Origin of the sequence: Streptomyces sp. NPDC049687 (genome assembly GCF_044465285.1) — a bacterium.
In the GTDB taxonomy this organism is placed as follows: domain Bacteria; phylum Actinomycetota; class Actinomycetes; order Streptomycetales; family Streptomycetaceae; genus Streptomyces.
In genome coordinates this window covers 109338-128803 of the sequence record NZ_JBITLN010000006.1, presented here as the reverse complement: position 1 = coordinate 128803, position 19466 = coordinate 109338, and the positions used below count along the sequence as shown (strand labels likewise).

Sequence of the window (19466 nt, the reverse complement as noted above, 5' to 3'; positions counted from 1 at the left end):
TCCCCACGTGCTCCTCCGTCTCGCGGGAGGAACCGCCAGCCAGCCTTCCCCAGGACCCGCCGACGGAGCAAGGAGGATGGCGGCATGGCGCGGAAGATGACCGATGAGGGACGTCGGGCGTTCGTCTCGAGCGGCCGCCTCAGCTCACGGAGTCCAGGAGGCGGGCGGTGTGCATCCGCCCGGCGTACTCGACGAGCCGGATCAGCACCTCCTTGCCCGAGTCGCGGTCCCGCGCGTCGCACAGGACGACGGGGGTGCCGCCGTCGAGGTCGAGGGCGCGCGAGACGTCCTGGGCCCCGTATGTCCGGGCGCCCGTGAAGCAGTTGACGGCGACGACGAACGGGATGTGCCGGTGCTCGAAGTAGTCGACCGCGGGGAAGCAGTCCTCCAGGCGGCGGGTGTCGGCCAGGACCACCGCGCCCAGCGCCCCCTGTGACAGCTCGTCCCAGAGGAACCAGAAGCGGTCCTGGCCCGGGGTGCCGAACAGGTACAGGGACAGGCCTGAGCGGATGGTGATCCGGCCGAAGTCCATGGCGACGGTCGTCGTGACCTTGTGGTCCACGCCGTCGGTGTCGTCCACCAACTGGCCGGCTTCGCTCAGCAGTTCCTCGGTGCGCAGCGGCTTGATCTCGCTGACCGCGCCCACCAGGGTGGTCTTGCCCACGCCGAACCCGCCGGCGACCAGAATCTTCAACGCCAGGGGGGCCGTGTCGCCCCCCGTGGCATCGGAGTGCTCGGAGACCATGGATCACTTCTCTCGGGAGAATTCGGCTATGACGCAGGTGTGCGAAGTCAGCATCATGACGACCGCGGTCCGCCCCCGGAGGGTTCGACCGCTGTCTGCCCGATCTGACCGGTTGTTGCGCGTTCGGTGTCCGTAGGTGTGCACGAGCCCTTGCGGGACGGGCTCGTACGCGTCCGGATGGTTCCGCACGTTCATTACAGGGCCCGCAGCCCTTCGATCACCTCGCGCAGAATCCGCTCGTCGGGCAACTGCGCGGGCGGCACCGGACGGCTGACGGTGACGCAGCCGAGTTCCAGCAGGTCACCGAGGAGGACCCGGACCACGCCCACGGGGAGGTCCGCGCCCGCCGCGAGTTCGGCGACGGACTGGGTCTCCGTGCGGCACAGACCCATGAGGGCCCGGTGTTCGGGCCCGAGCGCCATGCCGTCCGTGCCCGGCGCGCCGGGGTCCAGGGTCACCAGGGCGATCAGGTCGAAGCGCACTCCGGTGGGCCCTGGTCGGGTGCGTCCGCCCGTCATGGCGTACGGACGCACCAGCGGCCCGGCCTCGTTGTCGTACCACTGGCTGCCCGGCTCGCGCCGGGCGCCGGTCGTGTCCTCGGTCATCTGCGCCGGTCGCTCTCTCGCCTCATCCGGCGGCGGGCGGCCGCGTGGCGACGCGCGTCGGCGTGCGGAGATGCTCGCCGACCCGCTTGACCAGCCGTGCCATCTCGTAGGCGACCAGGCCGATGTCGGCGGTCACGGCGGTGAGGACGGCGAGGCAGGAGCCGTCGCCGGCGGCGGCCACGAACAGGAAGCCGTCGTCCATCTCGACCATGGTCTGGCGGACGCCGCCGACGCCGAAGTGCCGGCCCGCGCCCTTGGCTAGGCTGTGAAAGCCGGAGGCCACGGCGGCGAGGTGTTCGGCGTCCTCGCGGCGGAGGTCGCCGGAGGCGCCGACGGCGAGGCCGTCGTTGGACAGCACCACCGCGTGCCGAACCTCGCTCACGCGCATCACCAAGTCGTCCAGCAGCCAGTCGAGTTCGCCCGACCGCTGGGCCGACCTCGTGCTCGGGTCATGGATCATGCGGGGTCTCCTTCGCTGCTGTCACTGCCCGGTGCGGGATCGGGGGTGGCACCGCGGCCGGGTCGTCTGCCGCCGCCGCGTGCCCAGCCGGCCCGGTAGGCGGCCATCCGGTCCCGGACGAGTTCGGGGGTGCGCCCGTCGTCGCGCGGGCCGGTCTCCTGGGCGGGTTCCTCCGGGAGCGGCCTGCGCAGTTGGGGGGCGAGGTGCGCCTGCCGTACCCGGCGCGGCAGGTCGTCCGATCCGTCGGAGTCGTCCGGGGAGCGGTGCAGGCGCAAGGCGGTGACTCCGGGGGGTGGGGTGTCGGCGGCCGCCGGTTCGGCTGCGGCCCGGACGGGGGCGACCAGGGCGGGCCGGTCGGCGGGCGCGGTGACGGCCTCCTGATCGACGGCGGGCCGGTCGGCGGCGGGCACACGCGCGTACGCGCGCTCCGCGGACTGCTCGGCCTGGGCCACCTCTCGGGCGGAACGTTCCGGCTTTGCGCTGTGCAGCAGGGCTGTGGGCAGCAGGACGACCGCGGTGGTGCCACCGTAGGGCGAGGTCCGCAGGTGCACCTTGACGCCGTGGCGGGCGGCGAGCCGGCTGACGACGAAGAGACCGAGCCGGTCGCTGTCGAACAGGTCGAGGGCCTCGGACTGCGCGATGCGCCGGTTGGCCTCGGCGAGGGTCTCCTTGCCCATGCCGAGTCCGCGGTCCTCGACCTCCACGGCGTAGCCGTTGCCGACGGGTTCGCCGGTGACCCGCACGCGTGTGTGCGGGGGTGAGAACTGGGCCGCGTTCTCGACGAGTTCGGCGAGCAGATGGGTGAGGTCGGCGACGGCGGCGCCGACGACGGACGCCTCGGGAAGCTGCCGCACCTCCACGCGCGCGTAGTCCTCGACTTCGGAAACGGCGGCCCTGACGACGTTGGTGAGGGACACCGGCATGCGCCAGGCCCGGCCGGGGGCCGCCCCGGAGAGGATGATCAGGCTCTCGGCGTGGCGCCGCATACGGGTGGTGAGGTGGTCGAGCCTGAAGAGGTCGCTGAGCTCGTTCGGGTCGTCGGAGCGGCGCTCCATGCTGTCCAGGAGGCTCAGTTGCCGGTGGACGAGGATCTGGCTGCGGCGGGCGAGATTGACGAACACCCCGGAGATGCCGCTGGCGAGTTCGGCGCGTTCCACGGCGGCCCGCAGCGCGGCGCGGTGCACGGTGGTCAGGGCCTCGGCGACCTGGCCGGTCTCGTCCTCGGAGGGTGGTCCGGGCGGTGCCTCGGCCTGGATGTCGATCTCTTCTCCGGAGCGCAGTTTCCGCATGGCTTCCGGAAGTTTGCGCCGGGCGATCTCCAAGGCGCCGTTGCGCAGGCTGACGAGTTCGACGACGAGTCCGCGGCCGATGCGCACCGAGATGACGAGCGAGGCGGCGACGGCGGCGAGGCCGAACAGGACCGCGGCGCCGGCGGGGGTGAGCAGTCCGCGGGTGAACGGGTCGGCGCGCTCCGCCGCCTCACGTCCGGCGTCCTCCTCGATGCCTCGCATGCCGTCCCGCACGCGCGCGTGGGCCTTGTCCCAGGTGGCTGCCGGAGCCGCTGCCAGCGCCTTCGTGCCCGGACCGCCCGCGAGCACCTTGTCCTCGGTGGCGGCCAGGGCGGTGTAGGCGCTGCCCGCGGCGAGGCGCTGCCAGGCAGTGCGTTCCGGTCCGCGCAGGTCGGCCACGGCCGATTCCGTCAGGGTGCGGCGCGTGTCGACGGCGCCGGTGAACAGCCGCAGCCGCTCGCCGTCGAGGCGTCCGTGCAGGCGGGCACCCGTGAGGACGACGTCCTCCTGGGCCAGTGCCTCGCCCGCACGGGAGAACTCGAGAAGCACGCGCGCGTCGGAGCCGAGTTCGGCGTCCTGGATGCCGGAGAGCGCGCCGCCGATCGAGAAGGCCGCCGAGATCGTCGTCGTGTACCGGTCGTACGTCTCCTGCCAGCCGGCGCTGCCGTCGAGCACGGCGGCCCGCAACGAGCGGAGCCCTTCGGCGCCGGAGACGAACGTCTCGAGCCGCTGGGCGACTCCGGCGGGCAGTTCCTGGCTGTCCGCGACGGTGCTGTGGTCGCCGAGCCTGAGTCTGGCCACGGCCTCGTCCGTGCGCTCCGCGAGGTTTCCGAGGTCGGCGTCCAGTCCGGCGTCCGGGTCGGTCGCGTACCGTACGGCGGCCGCCCGCTCGGTCTGCAGGGCGGCCACCGCGGCCGCGACGGGGGCGCGGACCTCGTAGTCCACGCGCTGCAGCTGGCGCAGCCGGGAGACGTCCTGGGCGGTGCTGACGGTGGCGTACGCCCACAGGGCCAGCAGGGAGACGACCGGCACCATCAACAGACAGACGATCTTGGCTCGCACGGTACGCGGCCGGAGGCGCCGACGTCCCGCGGGCGTGGGTATGGCGTCCTCCGGCTCGCCGGTCCGCGTGTCCGGCCCCTCGTCTGCGGGTGGCCCGGCGTGGGCGCGACGCCCGCGCACGGGGGGCGGCGCCTCGGCGCCGGCCGTGGGGGTCCTACGGGGTGTACGCATGGCCTCCTCGCTCGGAAGAAGTTGGGGGGCGTGCCGTCCGGGCCCGTCACACGGTCCGGGCCTGTCGGCGGCCGGTGACGCTCTCCTCCGGCTGTTGGGCCGAGGCGGAGGCCTCGCGCTCCCCCGTGGTGGGCGACAGCGCGACGAAGGCCGAGGTCAGGAAGAGGTAGGACCCGAGGCCGACGGCGAGGGGGAAGATGAACTGCATCGCCGTGGCCCCGGGCAGCGCCGCGCCGGAGGGCGTGATGTGCGCGCTCACCGCGAACATGCCGGTGTAGTGCATGCTGCTGACCGCCGCTCCCATCACGAGGGAGGCGACGGTGACCGCGATCGGCGACTTGATGTTGAGCGCCGCCCAGAGAGCAGCGGTCGCCGCGACGACGGCGATCAGGACGGACAGTCCGACGAGTGTCGGATCGTAGGTGACGTCTCCGTGCAGGCGGACCGCGGCCATGCCCAGGTAGTGCATGCTCGCCACGCCCAGACCGGTGGTGAGCCCGCCGATCAGCAACGCGCGCGTGCGGTCCCGGCTGTAGCCGACGGCGAAGACGCCGGCGCAGACGACGACCATGGCGACGAGCAGGCTGAGCACGGTCAGCGGAACGTCGTAGCGGATGTCGGTGCCGCTGACGGCGAAGCCGAGCATGGCCACGAAGTGCATGGTCCAGATGCCGGTGCCGAGCGCGGATGCGGCGGTGATCAGCCAGTTGCGGCGCGAGCGCCCGGTGGCGCCGAGCGCCCGCACGGTGCAGCGCAGCCCGAGGGCGGCGCCTATGCAGGCCATCGCGTACGACAGCACGGGGGTCAGCCAGCCGAACGCGGCGTGGTCCAGGTGTCCCATGGCCAGGGGACGTTAGCGGGGGCACAGGTGCACAAAGGGGGCGCATTTCGAAAGGTGATGGAATATGACGCATATGTGCGCCGAGCCGATCGCGGCACGCTCGAACGTGCGCACAACAGCGTCCTCCTCACGGTGAGGGATCATGCGGAACATGAGCGACGACCACACACATGTCCAGGAGTTCTTCACCGCCCGCGCGGCCGACTGGGACAGCCGTTTTCCCGACGACGCTCCCGCCTACGCGGCCGCGGTCGCCGAACTCGGCCTGCGGGAGGGCGACCGTGTGCTGGACGCGGGCTGCGGCACCGGGCGGGCGCTGACGCCGCTGCGTGCGGCCGTGGGGCCCTCGGGAGTGGTCGTCGGCGCGGATCTGACCCCGGCCATGCTTCAGGCCGCCGTGCGGGCCGGACGGGACCGTGACGGGCGGCTGCTGCTCGCCGACGTCACCGCGCTTCCCCTGCGTTCGGAGTCGCTGGACGCGGTGTTCGGGGCCGGGCTCATCGCCCATCTGCCCGAGCCGGCGGAGAATCTGCGGGAACTTGCGCGGGTGGTGCGCCCCGGCGGCGTCCTGGCGCTGTTCCACCCGATCGGCAGGGCGGCCCTCGCGGCCCGCCAGGGCCGGCAGATCACCCCGCAGGACCTGCGCGCCGAGCCGAACCTGCGTCCCCTGCTGGCCGGTTCCGGCTGGCGGATGACGTCGTACGTCGACGAGGACGCCCGCTTCCTGGCCCTGGCCGTGCGGGAGGGCTGAAGGCTCATGCGCCCCCGGCACGGCCGGGGTCAGGCCGCCGAGCGAGACACTGGACTCACGGGGAGGGCGGCTCGTCCATCACGTGCCGTACGGGGCAGCCCCGTATGCCGGGGACCGGGTGGGTGCCCAGTTCGTCCAGGCGGTAGCCGTCGGGGTAGCCCTTGATCTCCCGGTTCTGACGCGCGTGATGCGGTGCGCGGCGGGGTGGCAGCAGCCGGACCACGCGCCCACGCGCGCGCACCGCTGTGCGTACCAGCCTGCGGACGGCCGGGCCGGGAGGGGTGTAACGGAAGGCCTTCAGGAGCGGCTCGTCGAGCAGGGCGAGCGTCGCGGTGCGCAGGACCGGGGCGAGCGGTCGCGGGTACCAGGAGGCCATCAGGTCGAGCGTGGCGTCCGAGACCCGGCGGGCGCCCTCGTCCCAGGCGAAATGAGCCCCCTCGTAGGCATCGACGCAGTCCTCGAACTCCTCGTAGGTCTCGGGTATGTCCTTGACGCCCATACGCCGGCCCAGAGTGCCGTAGTGGACGGTGGAGGCGATGATCTCGTGGCGGGACATCCGCCGCCATCCGTAGGCGTCGATCCACCGTTTGGGCATCACGACGAACGTGCAGAGCACGTAGCGCATGTCGTCGTTGCCGATGTCGTAGGCGCGGTGCATCTGATTGATGCGGCGGACGGCCGTTCGACCCCGGTCGCTGTCGAAGCCGTACTCGACGACGGCGTCGAGGAGCAGCGAGGTGTCGTCGTAGCGCTTCTGGGGGCGGTCCGTGAGTTCCGCCGTTTCGGCCAGGAGCCGGCCGATGCTCGGCACCGCGTACGTGCGGTACAGGGCGAGCTCCAGTGCGCGGGTGAGGTCCCAGGGGAACTCGTACGCCGCGGTGAGCCGGTAGATCTCGAACGCGTCGTCGTAGGGGTCCATGCGCCGGATCTGTTCGAGCCTCTCGAAGCGCTTCACCGCCCTCCCCCTTCTGCCGCCGTGGCTCCAACTCTACGTTTGGGTAAAGGCACATGAAAGGATCAGTTCGACTGGTACACCCACGCAGGGGGAAGGTCATCACCATGTTCGACAGGGTCCGCAAGGCCTGTGCGAGGTTCCTCGGCGCACTGCGTACACAGCCGCGCCCCGGAGCCACCGGCCGTGCCGGCGATCCCGGTGGGCAGCGGCCCGCTGCCGGGAAGCGCCCGCACAACCTGTTCGAGGCGGCCGCCGCCTACGTCTCGGCCTGCGCGGAGGACGATCAGGACCGGATCGACGAGGCGGCGGGGTGGGTGTCGCCGGAGGCGCTGTCCTTCGGTGTCAACGAGCTCGCCTGCCGAGCCGTCCTCGCGCTCGCCCGGGAGCGCGACGAGTCGCCCCGGACCGTGGCGCGGGCGCTTCTGGGGCTGCCGACCGTGTGACGGGACGGTGAAGGGTGGTCGATTCGCCCCGTCAGGTCGGAAAGCTGCAGCTCGGGTGTGTCGGGGAGTCGTGACAAGCGCCTTCCCGCCGCACTAGGGTGCGCGCCGTTGGACGAACCGATGGGGAGGCTGGGATGGCCGGGACGGACGAGGACGCCGTCGCCGCCGCGGACGATGCGCTCTACGTGCTCACGGCGGCGCTGCTGACGCCGGCGAAGTTCCCGAGTGTGCTCGGCGACGACTACCCGGAGGCCTGTGCGGCGCTCGGCCTCGCGCCGCTGGCCGACGGCTATGGCCTGGTGCTGGGCCAGGACGGCGCCGGCGCGCGGTGGACGGTCGTCATCGACGACGTGTCACTGGTGGCCGTCGCCATCGCGTCGTGGGACTGCGGCATGGAGCACGAGCTGTCGCCCGACGAGCGGACGGTTGTCGCGGCCCTCCCCGGCTGGCCCCTGGCGGTCGCCGTCGCGGCGCCCGGCGTGCCCGCGCCGCATGATCCGGCGCCCGAGATCGCGGACGGCCCGGCTCTTTCCCCACCGGACACGACCGTCTGGGGTCCGGCCCAGCGGCGCATGGGGGCCGACGAGATCGCGCTCCAGTGGACCCTGTGGCGCGGGCAGATAGACGACACCGAGTTCGCGCCCCGGACCGAGGCGGGCGGTCCGGCCGAAGGCGTCGAGGGGGCGGACGGTGACGGCGGATCCGACGGCGGCGACAGAGCCGACGCGAACGACGGATCGGACCCGAGCGACGGATCAGACGGATCGGACGGGCCGGACGGGGAAGCGGGGACAGGGAGCGCGAATTCCACGCCGCAGGGCGACAGCGAGATACGGCGCGTGCTCGCCGAGGCCCGCACCTACGTGGACACTCCGCCTCCGCTGGGCCGCGTGCGGTCCTCGTTCGCCGGCGGCGACGCCCGCACCCTGCGAGCCGACGGGCCCGGCTGGTCCCTGGTGGCCAGGACCGACGACATCGCGTTCCTGCTGCTCGACGAAAGGCCCGGCGAGGTCTTGACGGTCGGCCGCGGCCCGGAGTTGCCGGGACTCCTGGAGGCGCTCGACAAGATGGCCGTACGCCCGTTCTAAGACGGCACGAGGACCCGCGGTGGGGGCTGCGGGGCCGCCATGGCCCCGCCGCACCACAGGGGACGCGCACCCCACCGCGGTCCTCGGCTCTCAGCGGCCGAGCTCCTTGCGCGTGACACGGCGCAGCCTGCGCCGCTGCGAGGGATCCAGCGTGAGGTAGGCCACCGCCGGAGCTCCCAGCACGATCAACAGCGCCGCCCACCAGGGCAGCCAGATCAACAGCAGAATCCCGACCGCCACACCTCCTGCGGCGATCTTCGCGTTCCTCGACATGTGTGTCGCCTCCTTCGCGGCGCCTGCCGCTCTCTGTCATGAAAACGGGTCCGCGCCGCGCGCGGTTCCGGACCCGCCCCTGAAAGGTCCCTGACGTACACCCCGAGGCATCCCTGAGTGCTGTACCCGTCGGCCCGTCGAGCGGTCGACGCCCCCCGTTCACCGGAGCGTCGGACACCGTTCGGCGGGTGCCCCGACTCTGGCCGCTGTCACCGAATGTGCTCTTCAGGAGGCCCGATGTCCTCGCACTCCGCCGGCCGGCGCCGCGTCCACCGTTCCGTCGCGGCGGGCGTACCGCTCGCCGTGCTGGCCGCCCTCGTCACGGCCGGCCCGGCGACCGCGGGAACCTCTTCCGGGCAGGCGTACGTCACGCGGGCCGCCACGCTCGGCGACATCCCGCTCGGGGCGTTCAGCAACGGTCTGCTGCCCGGGACGGTGGACGACGACCGGGGCGTGGACCTCGGCGGCATCGGAAGCGACATCTACCCGGCGGGCCGCAAGGGCGAGTTCTGGACGGTCACCGACCGTGGGCCCAACGGCCAGATCAAGGTCGACGGGGCCAAGCGCCGCACGTTCCCGGTCCCCGGCTTCGATCCGGCGATCGTGCGGATCCAGGTGACCGGGGAGACGGTGAAGGTGCTGGAGGCGATCCCGGTCACCACCTCCTCCGGGAAGGGCGTCACGGGTCTGCCGAACCAGGCGGGGCGCGACGAGGCGCCGTACTCCTACGACGCCCGGACACCGCTGTCGTACCACCCGAACGGGCTGGACACCGAGGGCATCGTGCGAGCGGCGGACGGAAGTTTCTGGCTCGCCGACGAGTACGGGCCCTCGCTGGTGCACGTCTCCGCGCGCGGGAAGGTGCTTACGCGTTATGTGCCCAAGGGACTGAACCTCACCGGCACCGACTACCCGGTGGTGGAGGCGCTGCCCTCGGTGCTGCTGCACCGGAAGATCAACCGAGGCTTCGAGGGACTCGCCCAGCTGCCTGGCGGCGACCTGGTACTGGCCGTACAGAGCCCGCTGTCGCTGCCCGACACGGACGCCGGGGAGTCCTCGCGCACCGCGCGGCTGTTGCGCTTCTCGCCCGGGAAGAAGGCGGTAACCGCCGAGTACGCGTACCGCTTCGATCCGGTGGACGTCGTCGACCCGAGCGAGGACGACACCTCCGAGCTCAAGATCTCCTCGGTGGTCGCCGTGGGAGGTGACCGGGTGCTCGTCGAGGAGCGCACCGACAAGGCGGCCCGCCTTCAGCTCGTCCGCCTCGGGCGCGGGGCGAACATCCTGGGCAGCCGCTGGGACGACGACACGACGTCCCCGTCGCTGGAGCAGCTGGACGACCCCACCGCCTCGGGAGTGCGGGTGCTGTCCAAGCGGCTGGTCGTCGACCTGGGCGCGGTCGCCGGGGTGCCGGGGAAGATCGAGGGCGTCGCGCGCGTGGATCACGGCACCCTTGCCCTGATCAACGACAACGACTTCGGGATGACGGACGGCGCCGGCGCGTTCGACGCGCAGGGCCGGCTGGTGGACAGCGGTATCGAGACGACGGTGAACTATGTGCGGCTGCCGCGGGGCGTGTGACGGCCGGCCCCTCCCGCTTTCGGTACGCGCGCGTCTGCGGAGTGGGGGACTCCACGCGCGCGTGCCGGCTACGGCAACAGCTCACTGAGGGACGGCAACAGCGACTCCAGGTCGCTGGGGATCTCGGTCGGCAGTGTGCTCGGGAGCTGGGACGGCAGTTCGCTCGGCAACCCGCTGGGCAGCTCCACCGGAAGGCTGATCGAGGGGGCGGGAGAGGAACCGGTGCTGCTCCCGGCGGTCGGCTCGTCGTCCGGGGAGTCGTCTCCGCCCGAGACCATCAGCACGACGGCGAGGAGGGCTCCGGCGGCGACCAGCAGCGCGAGCACCAGGAAGAGCGGGTTCCCGCGCCGCCCGCGGCCACCGGGGCCGGAGCCTGTGCAAGGGGGTCCGTAGCCGGAGGAGGGTGGTCCGAAGCCGCCCTGGGGCGGCACGTCATCCGGCGGTCCGGGCGGCTGGGGCGGTACGGGGGGCATGGCCATGCGTCCAGCGTTCCCGCGAACCGCTCGAGACGGGAACCTCCGCACGGAAGTTGATACCGGCTCATGCCGCGGAGGGCATGATTCCGACGTATTCCGTGCGGAGGTTCGCTCCGTGGGCGATGGGTCAGCCCCGGGCGCCCAGCAGGTGGTCCATCGCCAGCTGGTCGAGCCGTTCGAAGGCCATGCCGCGGGCGGCGGCCGCCTCGACGTCGAAGTCCTCGAAGGCGGTGCGGTCGGCCAGCAGGCTCTGCAGGCCGTCGGCGGCGGTGGCCTGGGACAGCTCGTCTAGGCGGGAGGCGCGCAGGGCGTCCTGGACCTCCGGGTCGGCACGGAACGCGGCCGCGCGCTCCTTGAGGATCAGGTAGTTGCGCATGCAGCCGGCCGCCGAAGCCCACACACCGTCGAGGTCCTCGGTGCGCGGGGGCTTGAAGTCGAAGTGCTTCGGGCCCGCGTAACCGGCGCTCTCCAGCAGGTCGACCAGCCAGAACGCGGAGCGCAGGTCACCGGCGCCGAAGCGCAGGTCCTGGTCGTACTTGATGCCGGACTGGCCGTTGAGGTCGATGTGGAAGAGCTTGCCCGCCCACAGCGCCTGCGCGATGCCGTGCGGGAAGTTCAGACCGGCCATCTGCTCGTGGCCGACCTCCGGGTTGACGCCGTACAGCTCCGGGCGCTCCAGGCGCTCGATGAACGCCAGGGCGTGGCCGACGGTGGGCAGCAGGATGTCGCCGCGCGGCTCGTTCGGCTTGGGCTCGATGGCGAAGCGCAGGTCGTAGCCCTGGGAGGTGACGTACTCGCCCAGCAGGTCGAAGGCCTCCTTCATCCGGTCGAGGGCCACGCGTACGTCCTTGGCGGCACCGGACTCCGCGCCCTCACGGCCGCCCCAGGCGACGTAGGTCTTCGCGCCGAGCTCGACGGCCAGGTCGATGTTGCGGATGGTCTTGCGCAGGGCGTAGCGGCGCACGTCGCGGTCGTTCGCGGTGAAGGCGCCGTCCTTGAAGACGGGGTGCGTGAAGAGGTTGGTGGTGGCCATCGGCACGGTCATACCGGTGGTGTCCAGCGCCTGACGGAAGCGCTTGACGTGCTCCTCGCGCTCGCTGTCGGAGGACCCGAACGGGATCAGGTCGTCGTCGTGGAAGGTCACGCCGTAGGCGCCGAGCTCGGCCAGGCGCTGCACGGTCTCGACCGGGTCGAGGGCGCGCCGCGTGGCGTCGCCGAACGGGTCCCTTCCCTGCCAGCCGACGGTCCACAGGCCGAAGGTGAACCTGTCCTCGGGGGTGGGCTGGTAGCTCATACCGCGGCTCCTTGCTTGAAGACTGTCTCGCCGACTATTTCGTCATGGCCGTTTACAAATTAGTATGCGGACGCATCTCTGGGAAGACAGATCCCGCAGAGCCGCGGAAAAACTTGAGGGAGAGCCCGATGTCAGCAGCCGAGGGTCCGCTCGTCGTCGGCGTGGACTCGTCCACCCAGTCCACCAAGGCGCTGGTCGTCGACGCGGCCACCGGCGAGGTCGTCGCCGGCGGCCAGGCGCCCCACACGGTGTCCTCCGGGGCCGGCCGCGAGAGCGACCCGCGGCAGTGGTGGGACGCCCTGCACGAGGCGCTGCGCCAGTGCGGTGACGCCGCGCGCGAGGCCGCCGCGGTGTCGATCGGCGGGCAGCAGCACGGTCTCGTCACCCTGGACGAGCGGGGCGAGCCGGTACGCCCGGCGCTGTTGTGGAACGACGTACGCTCGGCCCCGCAGGGCCGCCGGCTGACCGAGGAGCTGGGCGGCGCGAAGTTCTGGGCCGAGCGCACCGGATCCGTCCCGGCCGCCTCCTTCACGGTCACGAAGTGGGCCTGGCTGGCCGAGAACGAGCCGGAGGCCCTGCGCGCGACCAAGGCCGTACGGCTCCCCCACGACTACCTCACCGAGCGGCTGACGGGCGTGGGCACCACCGATCGCGGCGACGCCTCCGGCACCGGCTGGTGGGCGTCCGCGACGGAGGGCTACGACGAGGAGATCCTCGCGCACGTGGGCCTCGACCCGGCGCTGCTGCCCCGCGTGGTGCGGCCCGGCGAGGTCGCGGGCACCGTGCGCGACAGCCACGACCTGCCGTTCGCCAAAGGCACCCTGGTCGCCCCCGGCACCGGCGACAACGCGGCGGCCGCGCTGGGCCTCGGGCTGCGGCCCGGCACTCCGGTGCTGAGCCTGGGCACGTCGGGCACGGTGTACGCGGTGTCGAGGCGGCGCCCCACCGACCCGACCGGCACGGTGGCCGGCTTCGCCGACGCGCACGGCGACTGGCTGCCGCTGGCCTGCACCCTGAACTGCACCCTCGCCGTGGACCGCCTCGCGGCCCTGCTGGGCCTGGACCGCGAGGCCGTGGAACCCACCGAGGAGCTCACACTCCTGCCCTACCTGGACGGCGAGCGCACCCCGAATCTGCCGAACGCCTCGGGCCTCCTGCACGGCCTGCGCCACGACACCACGGCCGGACAGCTCCTGCAGGCCGCCTACGACGGTGCCGTGCACTCGCTGCTCGGCGCGCTCGACCTGGTGCTCGACGAGGACGCGGACCGTTCGGCTCCGCTGCTGCTGATCGGCGGCGGCGCCCGGGGCGCGGCCTGGCAGCAGACCGTACGGCGACTGTCGGGACGGCCGGTGCAGATCCCCGAGGCGAGGGAGCTCGTCGCGCTCGGCGCGGCGGCCCAGGCGGCGGGGCTGCTGACCGGCGAGGACCCGGGCGCGGTCGCCCGCCGCTGGAACACCGCGCGCGGGCCGGTGCTCGACGCCGTCGAGCGGGACGACGCGACGCTGGCCAGGATCGCCGGGGTACTCTCCGACGCGGCGCCGCTGCTGGAGCGGAGCACCCACACCCGCTGACCATCGACGAATCGACTTTGGGATGACCGCACCGCTGCACGAGGCCCGCGCCACCGGCCCGGGGCGTGCGCTGCCCGACACCCAGCAGGGCATGCGCCGCCGCAACCTGGCCCGGGTGATGCACGCCGTCAGCGCCGAGGGGCCGCTGTCGCGGGCGGCGGTCGCCTCACGCATCGGTCTGACCCGTGCGGCGGTGTCCACGCTCGTCGACGAGCTGATACGCACCGGACTGCTGGAAGAGCTGGGGCCCGAGCGGCCCGGCCGGGTGGGCAGGCCCGGGTCGGCGCTCGCGGTCAGCGGACGCGGCCCGGCGGGGCTGGGAGCCGAGGTCGGCGTCGACCATCTCGCCGTCTGTGCCGTCGACCTGCGCGGCGAGGTGCGGGCGCGTGCCGTGCGGCACGGTACGAACCGGGGCCGCTCCCCCGAGCCGGTGGTCGAGGAACTGGCCGGCCTGGTGCGTGAGGTCGTCGCCGAGGCGGAGGGCGCGGGGCTGTGGCCGGCCGGGCTCGCCGTGGCCGTCCCCGGCCTGGTCGCCCGTGACGCGCGGACCGTCGTCCGCGCCCCGAACCTCGACTGGCACGACACCGACCTCGGCGCCCTCCTGCCCGGCGACTACCCGCTGACGGTGGACAACGAGGCCAACTTCGGCGGGCTGGCCGAACTCTGGCTCGGCGAGGGCACCCCGCGGGACTTCCTGCACGTGTCGGCGGAGATCGGCATCGGCGCCGCGCTGGTCGTGGACGGCAGCCTGTTGCGCGGCACCCGGGGTTTCGCGGGCGAACTGGGGCATGTGCCGGTCCACCCCGACGGACCGGAGTGCGTGTGCGGCGGCCGGGGCTGTCTGGAGCAGTACGCCGGTGAGGAGGCGGTCTTGCGCGCGGCCGGTCTCGAGCCGGGCGGCGACCGTGTCGGACTCCTCGCGGGGCGCGCGGCGGACGGCGACCCCGATGTACGGCGGGCCCTGCGAGAGGCGGGCACGGCCCTCGGCATCGCCCTGACCGGGGCGCTCAATCTGCTGGACCCCGACAGCGTCGTGCTCGGCGGCGCGCTGGCCGGGCTCGCGCCCTGGCTGCTGCCCTCACTCGAATCCGAACTCGCCCGGCGCACCGCCGGCCCCGCCCGCCCCGTGTCCGTCTCACGGCTGGGCCCCGAGGGGCCGCTCCTGGGGGCCGCGCACTCGGTGGTCCGGGCCGTGCTGGACGATCCCGCGGTGGTGGCGGAGCGGGCCTGAACGACCGGCGCCACCTGCCCCTTCGGCCGGAACTCCCCGCTCGGGTGAGCGAGTTGTCCACAGCCGGGCGCTCGTCCACGGAACTCCACGGACACCCACTGCGCGACCGGTGATCGCCGTAACGTGATCCCTGCGGGGCGCAGCCGTCAGCCCTCCGCAGAACGGAGCACTGAGATCCGGTGAGTTGAAGGCGTACCGGCTCGCAACCCAGGCGGTCGAATCGCCGTTGGCCCATGTGCGCGGCACCCTGCACCCGCGCGTGGCCAAGCTCCGCGAGGAATGGCTGAGGCACGTCCATCCGAAAGGCAACTCCCTGTGAAGCACGCAAGACCCCTGTCCGCCCCCACCAGACGGCGGATCCTGAAAGGCGCCGCCCTCGCGGCCGTCCCGTACGCCCTGCTCCCCGACGCGCGGGCCGGAGCGCAGACCCAGGCCGTGGACTACCCGCACGCCGAGTGGCAGCCCGCCACCGCCTCCAACTACACGGCCTCCGACCGCCCCACGACCTATTCCGTCGACCGTGTCGTCATCCACGTCACCCAGACCACCTACGACAAGGCCCTGTCCATCTTCCAGAATCCCAAGAAGAGGGTGTCCGCGCACTACGTGCTGCGCTCCGCCGACGGTCGGGTGGCACAGTGCGTGCGTGAGGCCGACGTCGCCTGGCATGCGGGGAACTGGGAGTACAACACGCGAAGCATCGGCATCGAGCACGAAGGATGGGTGGACCGGCCCGACCACTTCACCGAAGCCCTGTACGAGCGGTCCGCCCGGCTGACGGCCACGGTCTGCGAGCGGTACGGCATCCCGAAGGACCGCGCGCACATCATCGGTCACTACGAGGTGCCGGGCACGGACCACACCGATCCCGGTCCGAACTGGGACTGGGTGCGCTACCTGAGGCTCGTCAACCTCGCCTGACCGGAAGCGGCGACCGCCTTTCGGATGACCACCGTCCAAACGGTTGTCGCCCCGCACACCCGGAGTGACGATGTCCCCAGCCGTATCGTCTTCCGGGAGGGTGAGTTGCCGAGCGATCCATGGGTGGCCCTGGAGCAGGGGGCCGACCCTGCCGAACGGGTGCGGGTGCTGCGCCGGGCGCACCAGACGTTCACCGAGGCGGGGACGGTGCCCAGGCCGGTGCGGGCCGTCGTGGCCGACTCGTGGCGGCGTTCGGCGCAGGCCGGGGTCGGTCCCGACGGCACCGCGAGTGTGGAGCTCACCGACGCGGACCTCGGCGCGTACCGGTCCGAGCATCCGCTGGCGCGGGTGATGCCGCTGTTCCGGGAGCTCATGGGTACGTTCGCGGCCGACGGAGAGCACCTCCTCGCGGTGTGCGACGCGCATGGCAGGTTGCTGTGGGTCGAGGGGCACGCCGCGACACGGAGGCAGGCGGGGCGGATGAACTTCGTGCCGGGTGCCCGATGGGCGGAGAGCGCCGTCGGGACGAACGCGCCCGGCACGGCGGTCGCCCTGGACCGGCCGGTGCAGGTGTTCGCGGCGGAGCACTTCATCCGGCGGGTGCAGCCGTGGACCTGCGCGGCGGCACCGGTCCACGACCCGCGGACCGGGCGGGTACTGGGGGCCGTGGACATCACCGGTGGGGACGGACTGGCCCATCCGCACAGCCTGGGGTTCGTACAGGCGGTCGCGCGGGCCGCGGAGTCCCACCTCGCGCTGCTCGCCCCCGAGGGGCCACAGGCGGAGATGCCGGAGCTGACCGCACTCGGCCGGGACGAGGCACGCCTGGTCACCGCCGGCCGCGGCATCCGGCTCAGCCGCCGGCACAGCGAGATCCTGGTGCTGCTGGCCCGTCATCCGGAGGGGCTGACCGGGGACGAGCTGCTGTGCGCGCTGTACGAGGACGAGTCGGTGACGCCGGTGACGTTGCGGGTGGAACTGGCCCGGCTGCGCGGGGCGCTCGGCCCCGGGCTGCTGGCGTCGCGCCCCTACCGGCTCACCGTTCCCGTGGAGTCGGACGTCTCGGTGGTCGAACGGCGGCTCGCGGCCGGCGCGGTCACGGCGGCCGTAGCGGCATACACGGGGCCGCTGTTGCCGGCGTCGCAGGCACCGGCGGTCGTACGACTGCGCCACCGCCTCGCCGACGGTCTGCGCGCCGCGCTGATCGACGGCCACGATCCGGACCTGCTGGCGGACTGGGCGCACACGCCGTGGGGCGAGGACGACCTCGACGTGTGGCGGGCGCTGGCGGCGGTACGCCCCACGGCGGCGATACGGGCGCGGCTGGCGTCGCTGGAACAGGAGCTGACGGCACCGTCCGGATGGTCGCGCCGCGAGCTGTCTCGGTAATCGCCGCAACGTCACTGCAACGTGCGTGTCCCTAGCCTCCCGCAAGAGCCGCCCAACGGCGGGCGGCCCTGCTGAGGGAGGCACACCGGCATGACCCGTTACGCGGCGCCCGGCACCGAGGGCGCGATCGTCTCCTACCAGGCGCGCTACGACCACTTCATCGGCGGCGAGTATGTGCCGCCGGCCCGCGGGCAGTACTTCGAGAACCCGTCTCCCGTCAACGGGCAGCCGTTCACCGAGGTGGCACGCGGCACGGCGGAGGACGTGGAGCGGGCGCTCGACGCGGCGCACGCGGCCGCGCCGAGCTGGGGCCGTAGGTCGGCGACGGAGCGCTCCGACATCCTGCTGAAGATCGCCGACCGCATGGAGGCCTATCTGGAGCCCCTCGCCGTCGCCGAGAGCTGGGAGAACGGCAAGCCGGTCCGGGAGACGCTGGCGGCGGACATCCCGCTGGCCATCGACCACTTCCGCTACTTCGCCGGCGCGGTGCGCGGGCAGGAGGGCTCGCTCAGCGAACTCGACGAGGACACCGTCGCCTACCACTTCCACGAGCCGCTCGGTGTCGTGGCGCAGATCATCCCGTGGAACTTCCCGATCCTGATGGCCACATGGAAGCTCGCGCCGGCGCTCGCGGCCGGCAACGCGGTTGTCATCAAGCCGGCCGAGCAGACCCCGGTCTCCCTGCACTACTGGATGAGCCTGGTCGCCGACCTGCTGCCGCCGGGCGTGGTGAACATCGTCAACGGCTTCGGCCCGGAGGCGGGCAAGCCGCTCGCGTCCAGCCCTCGGGTGGCGAAGGTCGCGTTCACGGGCGAGACGTCCACGGGGCGGCTGATCATGCAGTACGCCGCCGAGAACCTGAAGCCGGTCACGCTGGAGCTGGGCGGCAAGTCGCCGAACATCTTCTTCGACGACATCTGGGAGAAGGACGACGACCTGCGCGACAAGGCCCTCGAGGGGTTCACCATGTTCGCGCTGAACCAGGGCGAGGTGTGCACCTGCCCGTCGCGCGGTCTGATCCAGCGGGGCAACTACGGCGACTTCCTCCAGGCGGCCGTCGCCCGCACCGAGCTGATCAAGCCCGGCAACCCCCTCGACACCGAGACCATGATCGGCGCGCAGGCCTCCGGCGAACAGCTGTCGAAGATCCTCTCCTACATCGACATCGGCCGCCAGGAGGGTGCCAAGGTGCTCATCGGCGGTGAACGCGCCGAGTACGACGGTGAGTTGAAGGGTGGGTACTACGTCCAGCCGACCATCTTCGAGGGCGACAACCGGATGCGTGTCTTCCAGGAGGAAATCTTCGGACCGGTCGTCTCGGTGGCTTCGTTCGACGACTTCGACGACGCCATCAAGATCGCCAACGACACGTTGTACGGCCTCGGGGCCGGCGTATGGACCCGCGACATCAACACGGCGTACCGCGCGGGCCGCGCGATCCAGGCGGGCCGCGTGTGGACGAACTGCTACCACGCGTACCCGGCGCACGCCGCCTTCGGGGGCTACAAGCAGTCGGGGATCGGCCGGGAGACGCACAAGATGATGCTGGAGCACTACCAGCAGACGAAGAACCTGCTGGTGAGCTACTCGCCGAAGAAGCTGGGCTTCTTCTAGAGGCACGAAAAGGCGCCTGCCCTGGGCTTTTGCCCGCCAGGCGCCTTTCTCTCGGCCCCCCCAGAGACAGGACCGACTTACGTCATAACTCCCAGTTCCTCCCACGACTGTCCCGCTCCTGACCGGTGCTTCCGGACCAGTCACGGACCAAACCCCGCCTCACCCTTCAGACTCCGCGCCCTGGCTGACGCGGTCCCACTCCTGCATGGACTGCTCGATGCGCGGTTGGCCTGCTCTCGGACGCCGTCCAGGAACCTGGCGTAGTGACGGAAGAGGACCTCATGACCTCATTACTCTGGCCCGCGCGACGAGCGCACTCGGCGGGGTCCACACCGGAGTACAGCCAGAACGAGATCCCGGCGTGCGGAAGATCGTACGGCCGCTTGGCCAGCTTGGAGGCGAGTTCTGTACGGGGCAGGACGTACTTCCGTGCCCGTGCCCACGTTGTGCCATGGGCAGCTGCGTCCACGTAGTGGCCGGCCTGGTTCCGGAGCAGTCGGCCGTCCAGCGCCACGCCGAAGCGTTCGATGTGCGCATGGAGCATGCGTACGAACTGCGGCGGGATGGGCACAAGCCGGGTCGCGGTAGCCGCGCGGCGCTTGAGGGAGTGCACCTCGTGCACCGAGCCGCCGTCCGTCCACTTCTTGCCTGCGGTGACGACGCCACCCGAAAGGTTGAGCATCCCCCAAACAGGTGGACCTCC

18 protein-coding genes are annotated in these 19466 nt (G+C 72.2%); 9 read left to right on the top strand and 9 right to left on the bottom strand.

Annotated features, from left to right (window positions below):
• Nucleotides 1–139: 139 nt before the first annotated feature.
• From ACIBVL_RS20100 to ACIBVL_RS20080, 5 genes are all read right to left on the bottom strand, one after another.
• The gene (locus tag ACIBVL_RS20100) at nt 140–745 is read right to left on the bottom strand and encodes a GTP-binding protein (RefSeq protein WP_399098555.1); all 606 of its coding nucleotides are present in this window, start codon (nt 743–745) and stop codon (nt 140–142) included.
• 194 nt (nt 746–939) lie between these two features.
• Nucleotides 940–1350: a DUF742 domain-containing protein gene (locus tag ACIBVL_RS20095; protein WP_399098554.1), complete on the bottom strand. Its 411-nt coding sequence runs from the start codon at nt 1348–1350 to the stop codon at nt 940–942.
• A 22-nt stretch (nt 1351–1372) separates the two neighbouring features.
• Nucleotides 1373–1810: a roadblock/LC7 domain-containing protein gene (locus ACIBVL_RS20090; RefSeq protein WP_399098553.1), complete on the bottom strand. Its 438-nt coding sequence runs from the start codon at nt 1808–1810 to the stop codon at nt 1373–1375.
• A complete protein-coding gene (locus ACIBVL_RS20085) occupies nt 1807–4332 on the bottom strand; it encodes a nitrate- and nitrite sensing domain-containing protein (protein ID WP_399098552.1) in 2526 nt (841 codons plus the stop codon). The genes ACIBVL_RS20090 and ACIBVL_RS20085 overlap by 4 nt, the downstream gene beginning before the upstream one ends.
• 46 nt (nt 4333–4378) lie before the next feature.
• Nucleotides 4379–5173, bottom strand: coding sequence for an MHYT domain-containing protein (locus ACIBVL_RS20080; protein WP_399098551.1), 795 nt, complete (start codon nt 5171–5173; stop codon nt 4379–4381).
• A gap of 151 nt (nt 5174–5324) precedes the next feature.
• Here ACIBVL_RS20080 and ACIBVL_RS20075 point away from each other — a divergent pair, with 151 nt between their 5' ends.
• Nucleotides 5325–5924, top strand: coding sequence for a class I SAM-dependent methyltransferase (locus ACIBVL_RS20075; RefSeq protein WP_399098549.1), 600 nt, complete (start codon nt 5325–5327; stop codon nt 5922–5924).
• A 55-nt stretch (nt 5925–5979) separates the two neighbouring features.
• Here the strand turns inward: ACIBVL_RS20075 and ACIBVL_RS20070 are convergent, their stop codons facing one another.
• A complete protein-coding gene (locus tag ACIBVL_RS20070) occupies nt 5980–6879 on the bottom strand; it encodes an oxygenase MpaB family protein (protein ID WP_399098547.1) in 900 nt (299 codons plus the stop codon).
• 104 nt (nt 6880–6983) lie between these two features.
• Here ACIBVL_RS20070 and ACIBVL_RS20065 point away from each other — a divergent pair, with 104 nt between their 5' ends.
• Together ACIBVL_RS20065 and ACIBVL_RS20060 are read left to right on the top strand one after the other, a co-directional pair.
• On the top strand, nt 6984–7322 hold the full coding sequence (locus tag ACIBVL_RS20065; protein ID WP_399098546.1) for a hypothetical protein: 339 nt from the start codon (nt 6984–6986) through the stop codon (nt 7320–7322).
• A gap of 134 nt (nt 7323–7456) precedes the next feature.
• Nucleotides 7457–8410: a hypothetical protein gene (locus ACIBVL_RS20060; protein ID WP_399098545.1), complete on the top strand. Its 954-nt coding sequence runs from the start codon at nt 7457–7459 to the stop codon at nt 8408–8410.
• A gap of 90 nt (nt 8411–8500) precedes the next feature.
• On the opposite strand, the gene ACIBVL_RS20055 is transcribed toward ACIBVL_RS20060, so the two are convergent.
• The gene (locus tag ACIBVL_RS20055; protein ID WP_399098544.1) at nt 8501–8683 is read right to left on the bottom strand and encodes a hypothetical protein; all 183 of its coding nucleotides are present in this window, start codon (nt 8681–8683) and stop codon (nt 8501–8503) included.
• 237 nt (nt 8684–8920) lie between these two features.
• Here ACIBVL_RS20055 and ACIBVL_RS20050 point away from each other — a divergent pair, with 237 nt between their 5' ends.
• Nucleotides 8921–10264: an esterase-like activity of phytase family protein gene (locus ACIBVL_RS20050; protein ID WP_399098543.1), complete on the top strand. Its 1344-nt coding sequence runs from the start codon at nt 8921–8923 to the stop codon at nt 10262–10264.
• Between the two features lie 68 nt (nt 10265–10332).
• On the opposite strand, the gene ACIBVL_RS20045 is transcribed toward ACIBVL_RS20050, so the two are convergent.
• Both ACIBVL_RS20045 and xylA read right to left on the bottom strand, forming a co-directional pair.
• Complete coding sequence (locus ACIBVL_RS20045) at nt 10333–10743, bottom strand: hypothetical protein (protein ID WP_399098542.1); 411 nt, start codon at nt 10741–10743, stop codon at nt 10333–10335.
• A 124-nt stretch (nt 10744–10867) separates the two neighbouring features.
• Entirely contained in the window at nt 10868–12034 is a 1167-nt protein-coding gene (gene xylA, locus ACIBVL_RS20040) for a xylose isomerase (RefSeq protein WP_399098541.1), read from the bottom strand.
• A gap of 128 nt (nt 12035–12162) precedes the next feature.
• Between xylA and xylB the strand changes: the two genes are divergently transcribed.
• The 5 genes from xylB to ACIBVL_RS20015 all read left to right on the top strand — a co-directional run bounded on the left by xylB (nt 12163) and on the right by ACIBVL_RS20015 (nt 18763).
• Complete coding sequence (gene xylB / locus ACIBVL_RS20035) at nt 12163–13608, top strand: xylulokinase (RefSeq protein ID WP_399098540.1); 1446 nt, start codon at nt 12163–12165, stop codon at nt 13606–13608.
• Between the two features lie 22 nt (nt 13609–13630).
• Entirely contained in the window at nt 13631–14839 is a 1209-nt protein-coding gene (locus ACIBVL_RS20030) for an ROK family protein (RefSeq protein WP_399098539.1), read from the top strand.
• A 315-nt stretch (nt 14840–15154) separates the two neighbouring features.
• Complete coding sequence (locus tag ACIBVL_RS20025; RefSeq protein WP_399098538.1) at nt 15155–15760, top strand: N-acetylmuramoyl-L-alanine amidase; 606 nt, start codon at nt 15155–15157, stop codon at nt 15758–15760.
• Between the two features lie 24 nt (nt 15761–15784).
• Entirely contained in the window at nt 15785–17149 is a 1365-nt protein-coding gene (locus tag ACIBVL_RS20020) for a GAF domain-containing protein (protein ID WP_399098537.1), read from the top strand.
• Nucleotides 17150–17239: 90 nt separating this feature from the next.
• A complete protein-coding gene (locus ACIBVL_RS20015) occupies nt 17240–18763 on the top strand; it encodes an aldehyde dehydrogenase family protein (protein WP_399098536.1) in 1524 nt (507 codons plus the stop codon).
• Nucleotides 18764–19466 lie beyond the last annotated feature (703 nt).

Bases quoted from the DNA above. Each gene is read 5' to 3' on its own strand.
- xylB (WP_399098540.1), top strand. From the start codon at position 12,163: ATGTCAGCAGCCGAGGGTCCGCTCGTCGTCGGCGTGGACTCGTCCACC.
- ACIBVL_RS20100 (WP_399098555.1), bottom strand. From the start codon at position 745: ATGGTCTCCGAGCACTCCGATGCCACGGGGGGCGACACGGCCCCCCTG.
- ACIBVL_RS20080 (WP_399098551.1), bottom strand. From the start codon at position 5,173: ATGGGACACCTGGACCACGCCGCGTTCGGCTGGCTGACCCCCGTGCTG.
- ACIBVL_RS20090 (WP_399098553.1), bottom strand. From the start codon at position 1,810: ATGATCCATGACCCGAGCACGAGGTCGGCCCAGCGGTCGGGCGAACTC.
- ACIBVL_RS20045 (WP_399098542.1), bottom strand. From the start codon at position 10,743: ATGGCCATGCCCCCCGTACCGCCCCAGCCGCCCGGACCGCCGGATGAC.
- ACIBVL_RS20055 (WP_399098544.1), bottom strand. From the start codon at position 8,683: ATGTCGAGGAACGCGAAGATCGCCGCAGGAGGTGTGGCGGTCGGGATT.
- ACIBVL_RS20030 (WP_399098539.1), top strand. From the start codon at position 13,631: ATGACCGCACCGCTGCACGAGGCCCGCGCCACCGGCCCGGGGCGTGCG.
- ACIBVL_RS20050 (WP_399098543.1), top strand. From the start codon at position 8,921: ATGTCCTCGCACTCCGCCGGCCGGCGCCGCGTCCACCGTTCCGTCGCG.
- ACIBVL_RS20065 (WP_399098546.1), top strand. From the start codon at position 6,984: ATGTTCGACAGGGTCCGCAAGGCCTGTGCGAGGTTCCTCGGCGCACTG.
- ACIBVL_RS20085 (WP_399098552.1), bottom strand. From the start codon at position 4,332: ATGCGTACACCCCGTAGGACCCCCACGGCCGGCGCCGAGGCGCCGCCC.
- ACIBVL_RS20015 (WP_399098536.1), top strand. From the start codon at position 17,240: ATGACCCGTTACGCGGCGCCCGGCACCGAGGGCGCGATCGTCTCCTAC.
- xylA (WP_399098541.1), bottom strand. From the start codon at position 12,034: ATGAGCTACCAGCCCACCCCCGAGGACAGGTTCACCTTCGGCCTGTGG.
- ACIBVL_RS20075 (WP_399098549.1), top strand. From the start codon at position 5,325: ATGAGCGACGACCACACACATGTCCAGGAGTTCTTCACCGCCCGCGCG.
- ACIBVL_RS20095 (WP_399098554.1), bottom strand. From the start codon at position 1,350: ATGACCGAGGACACGACCGGCGCCCGGCGCGAGCCGGGCAGCCAGTGG.
- ACIBVL_RS20020 (WP_399098537.1), top strand. From the start codon at position 15,785: ATGACCACCGTCCAAACGGTTGTCGCCCCGCACACCCGGAGTGACGAT.
- ACIBVL_RS20060 (WP_399098545.1), top strand. From the start codon at position 7,457: ATGGCCGGGACGGACGAGGACGCCGTCGCCGCCGCGGACGATGCGCTC.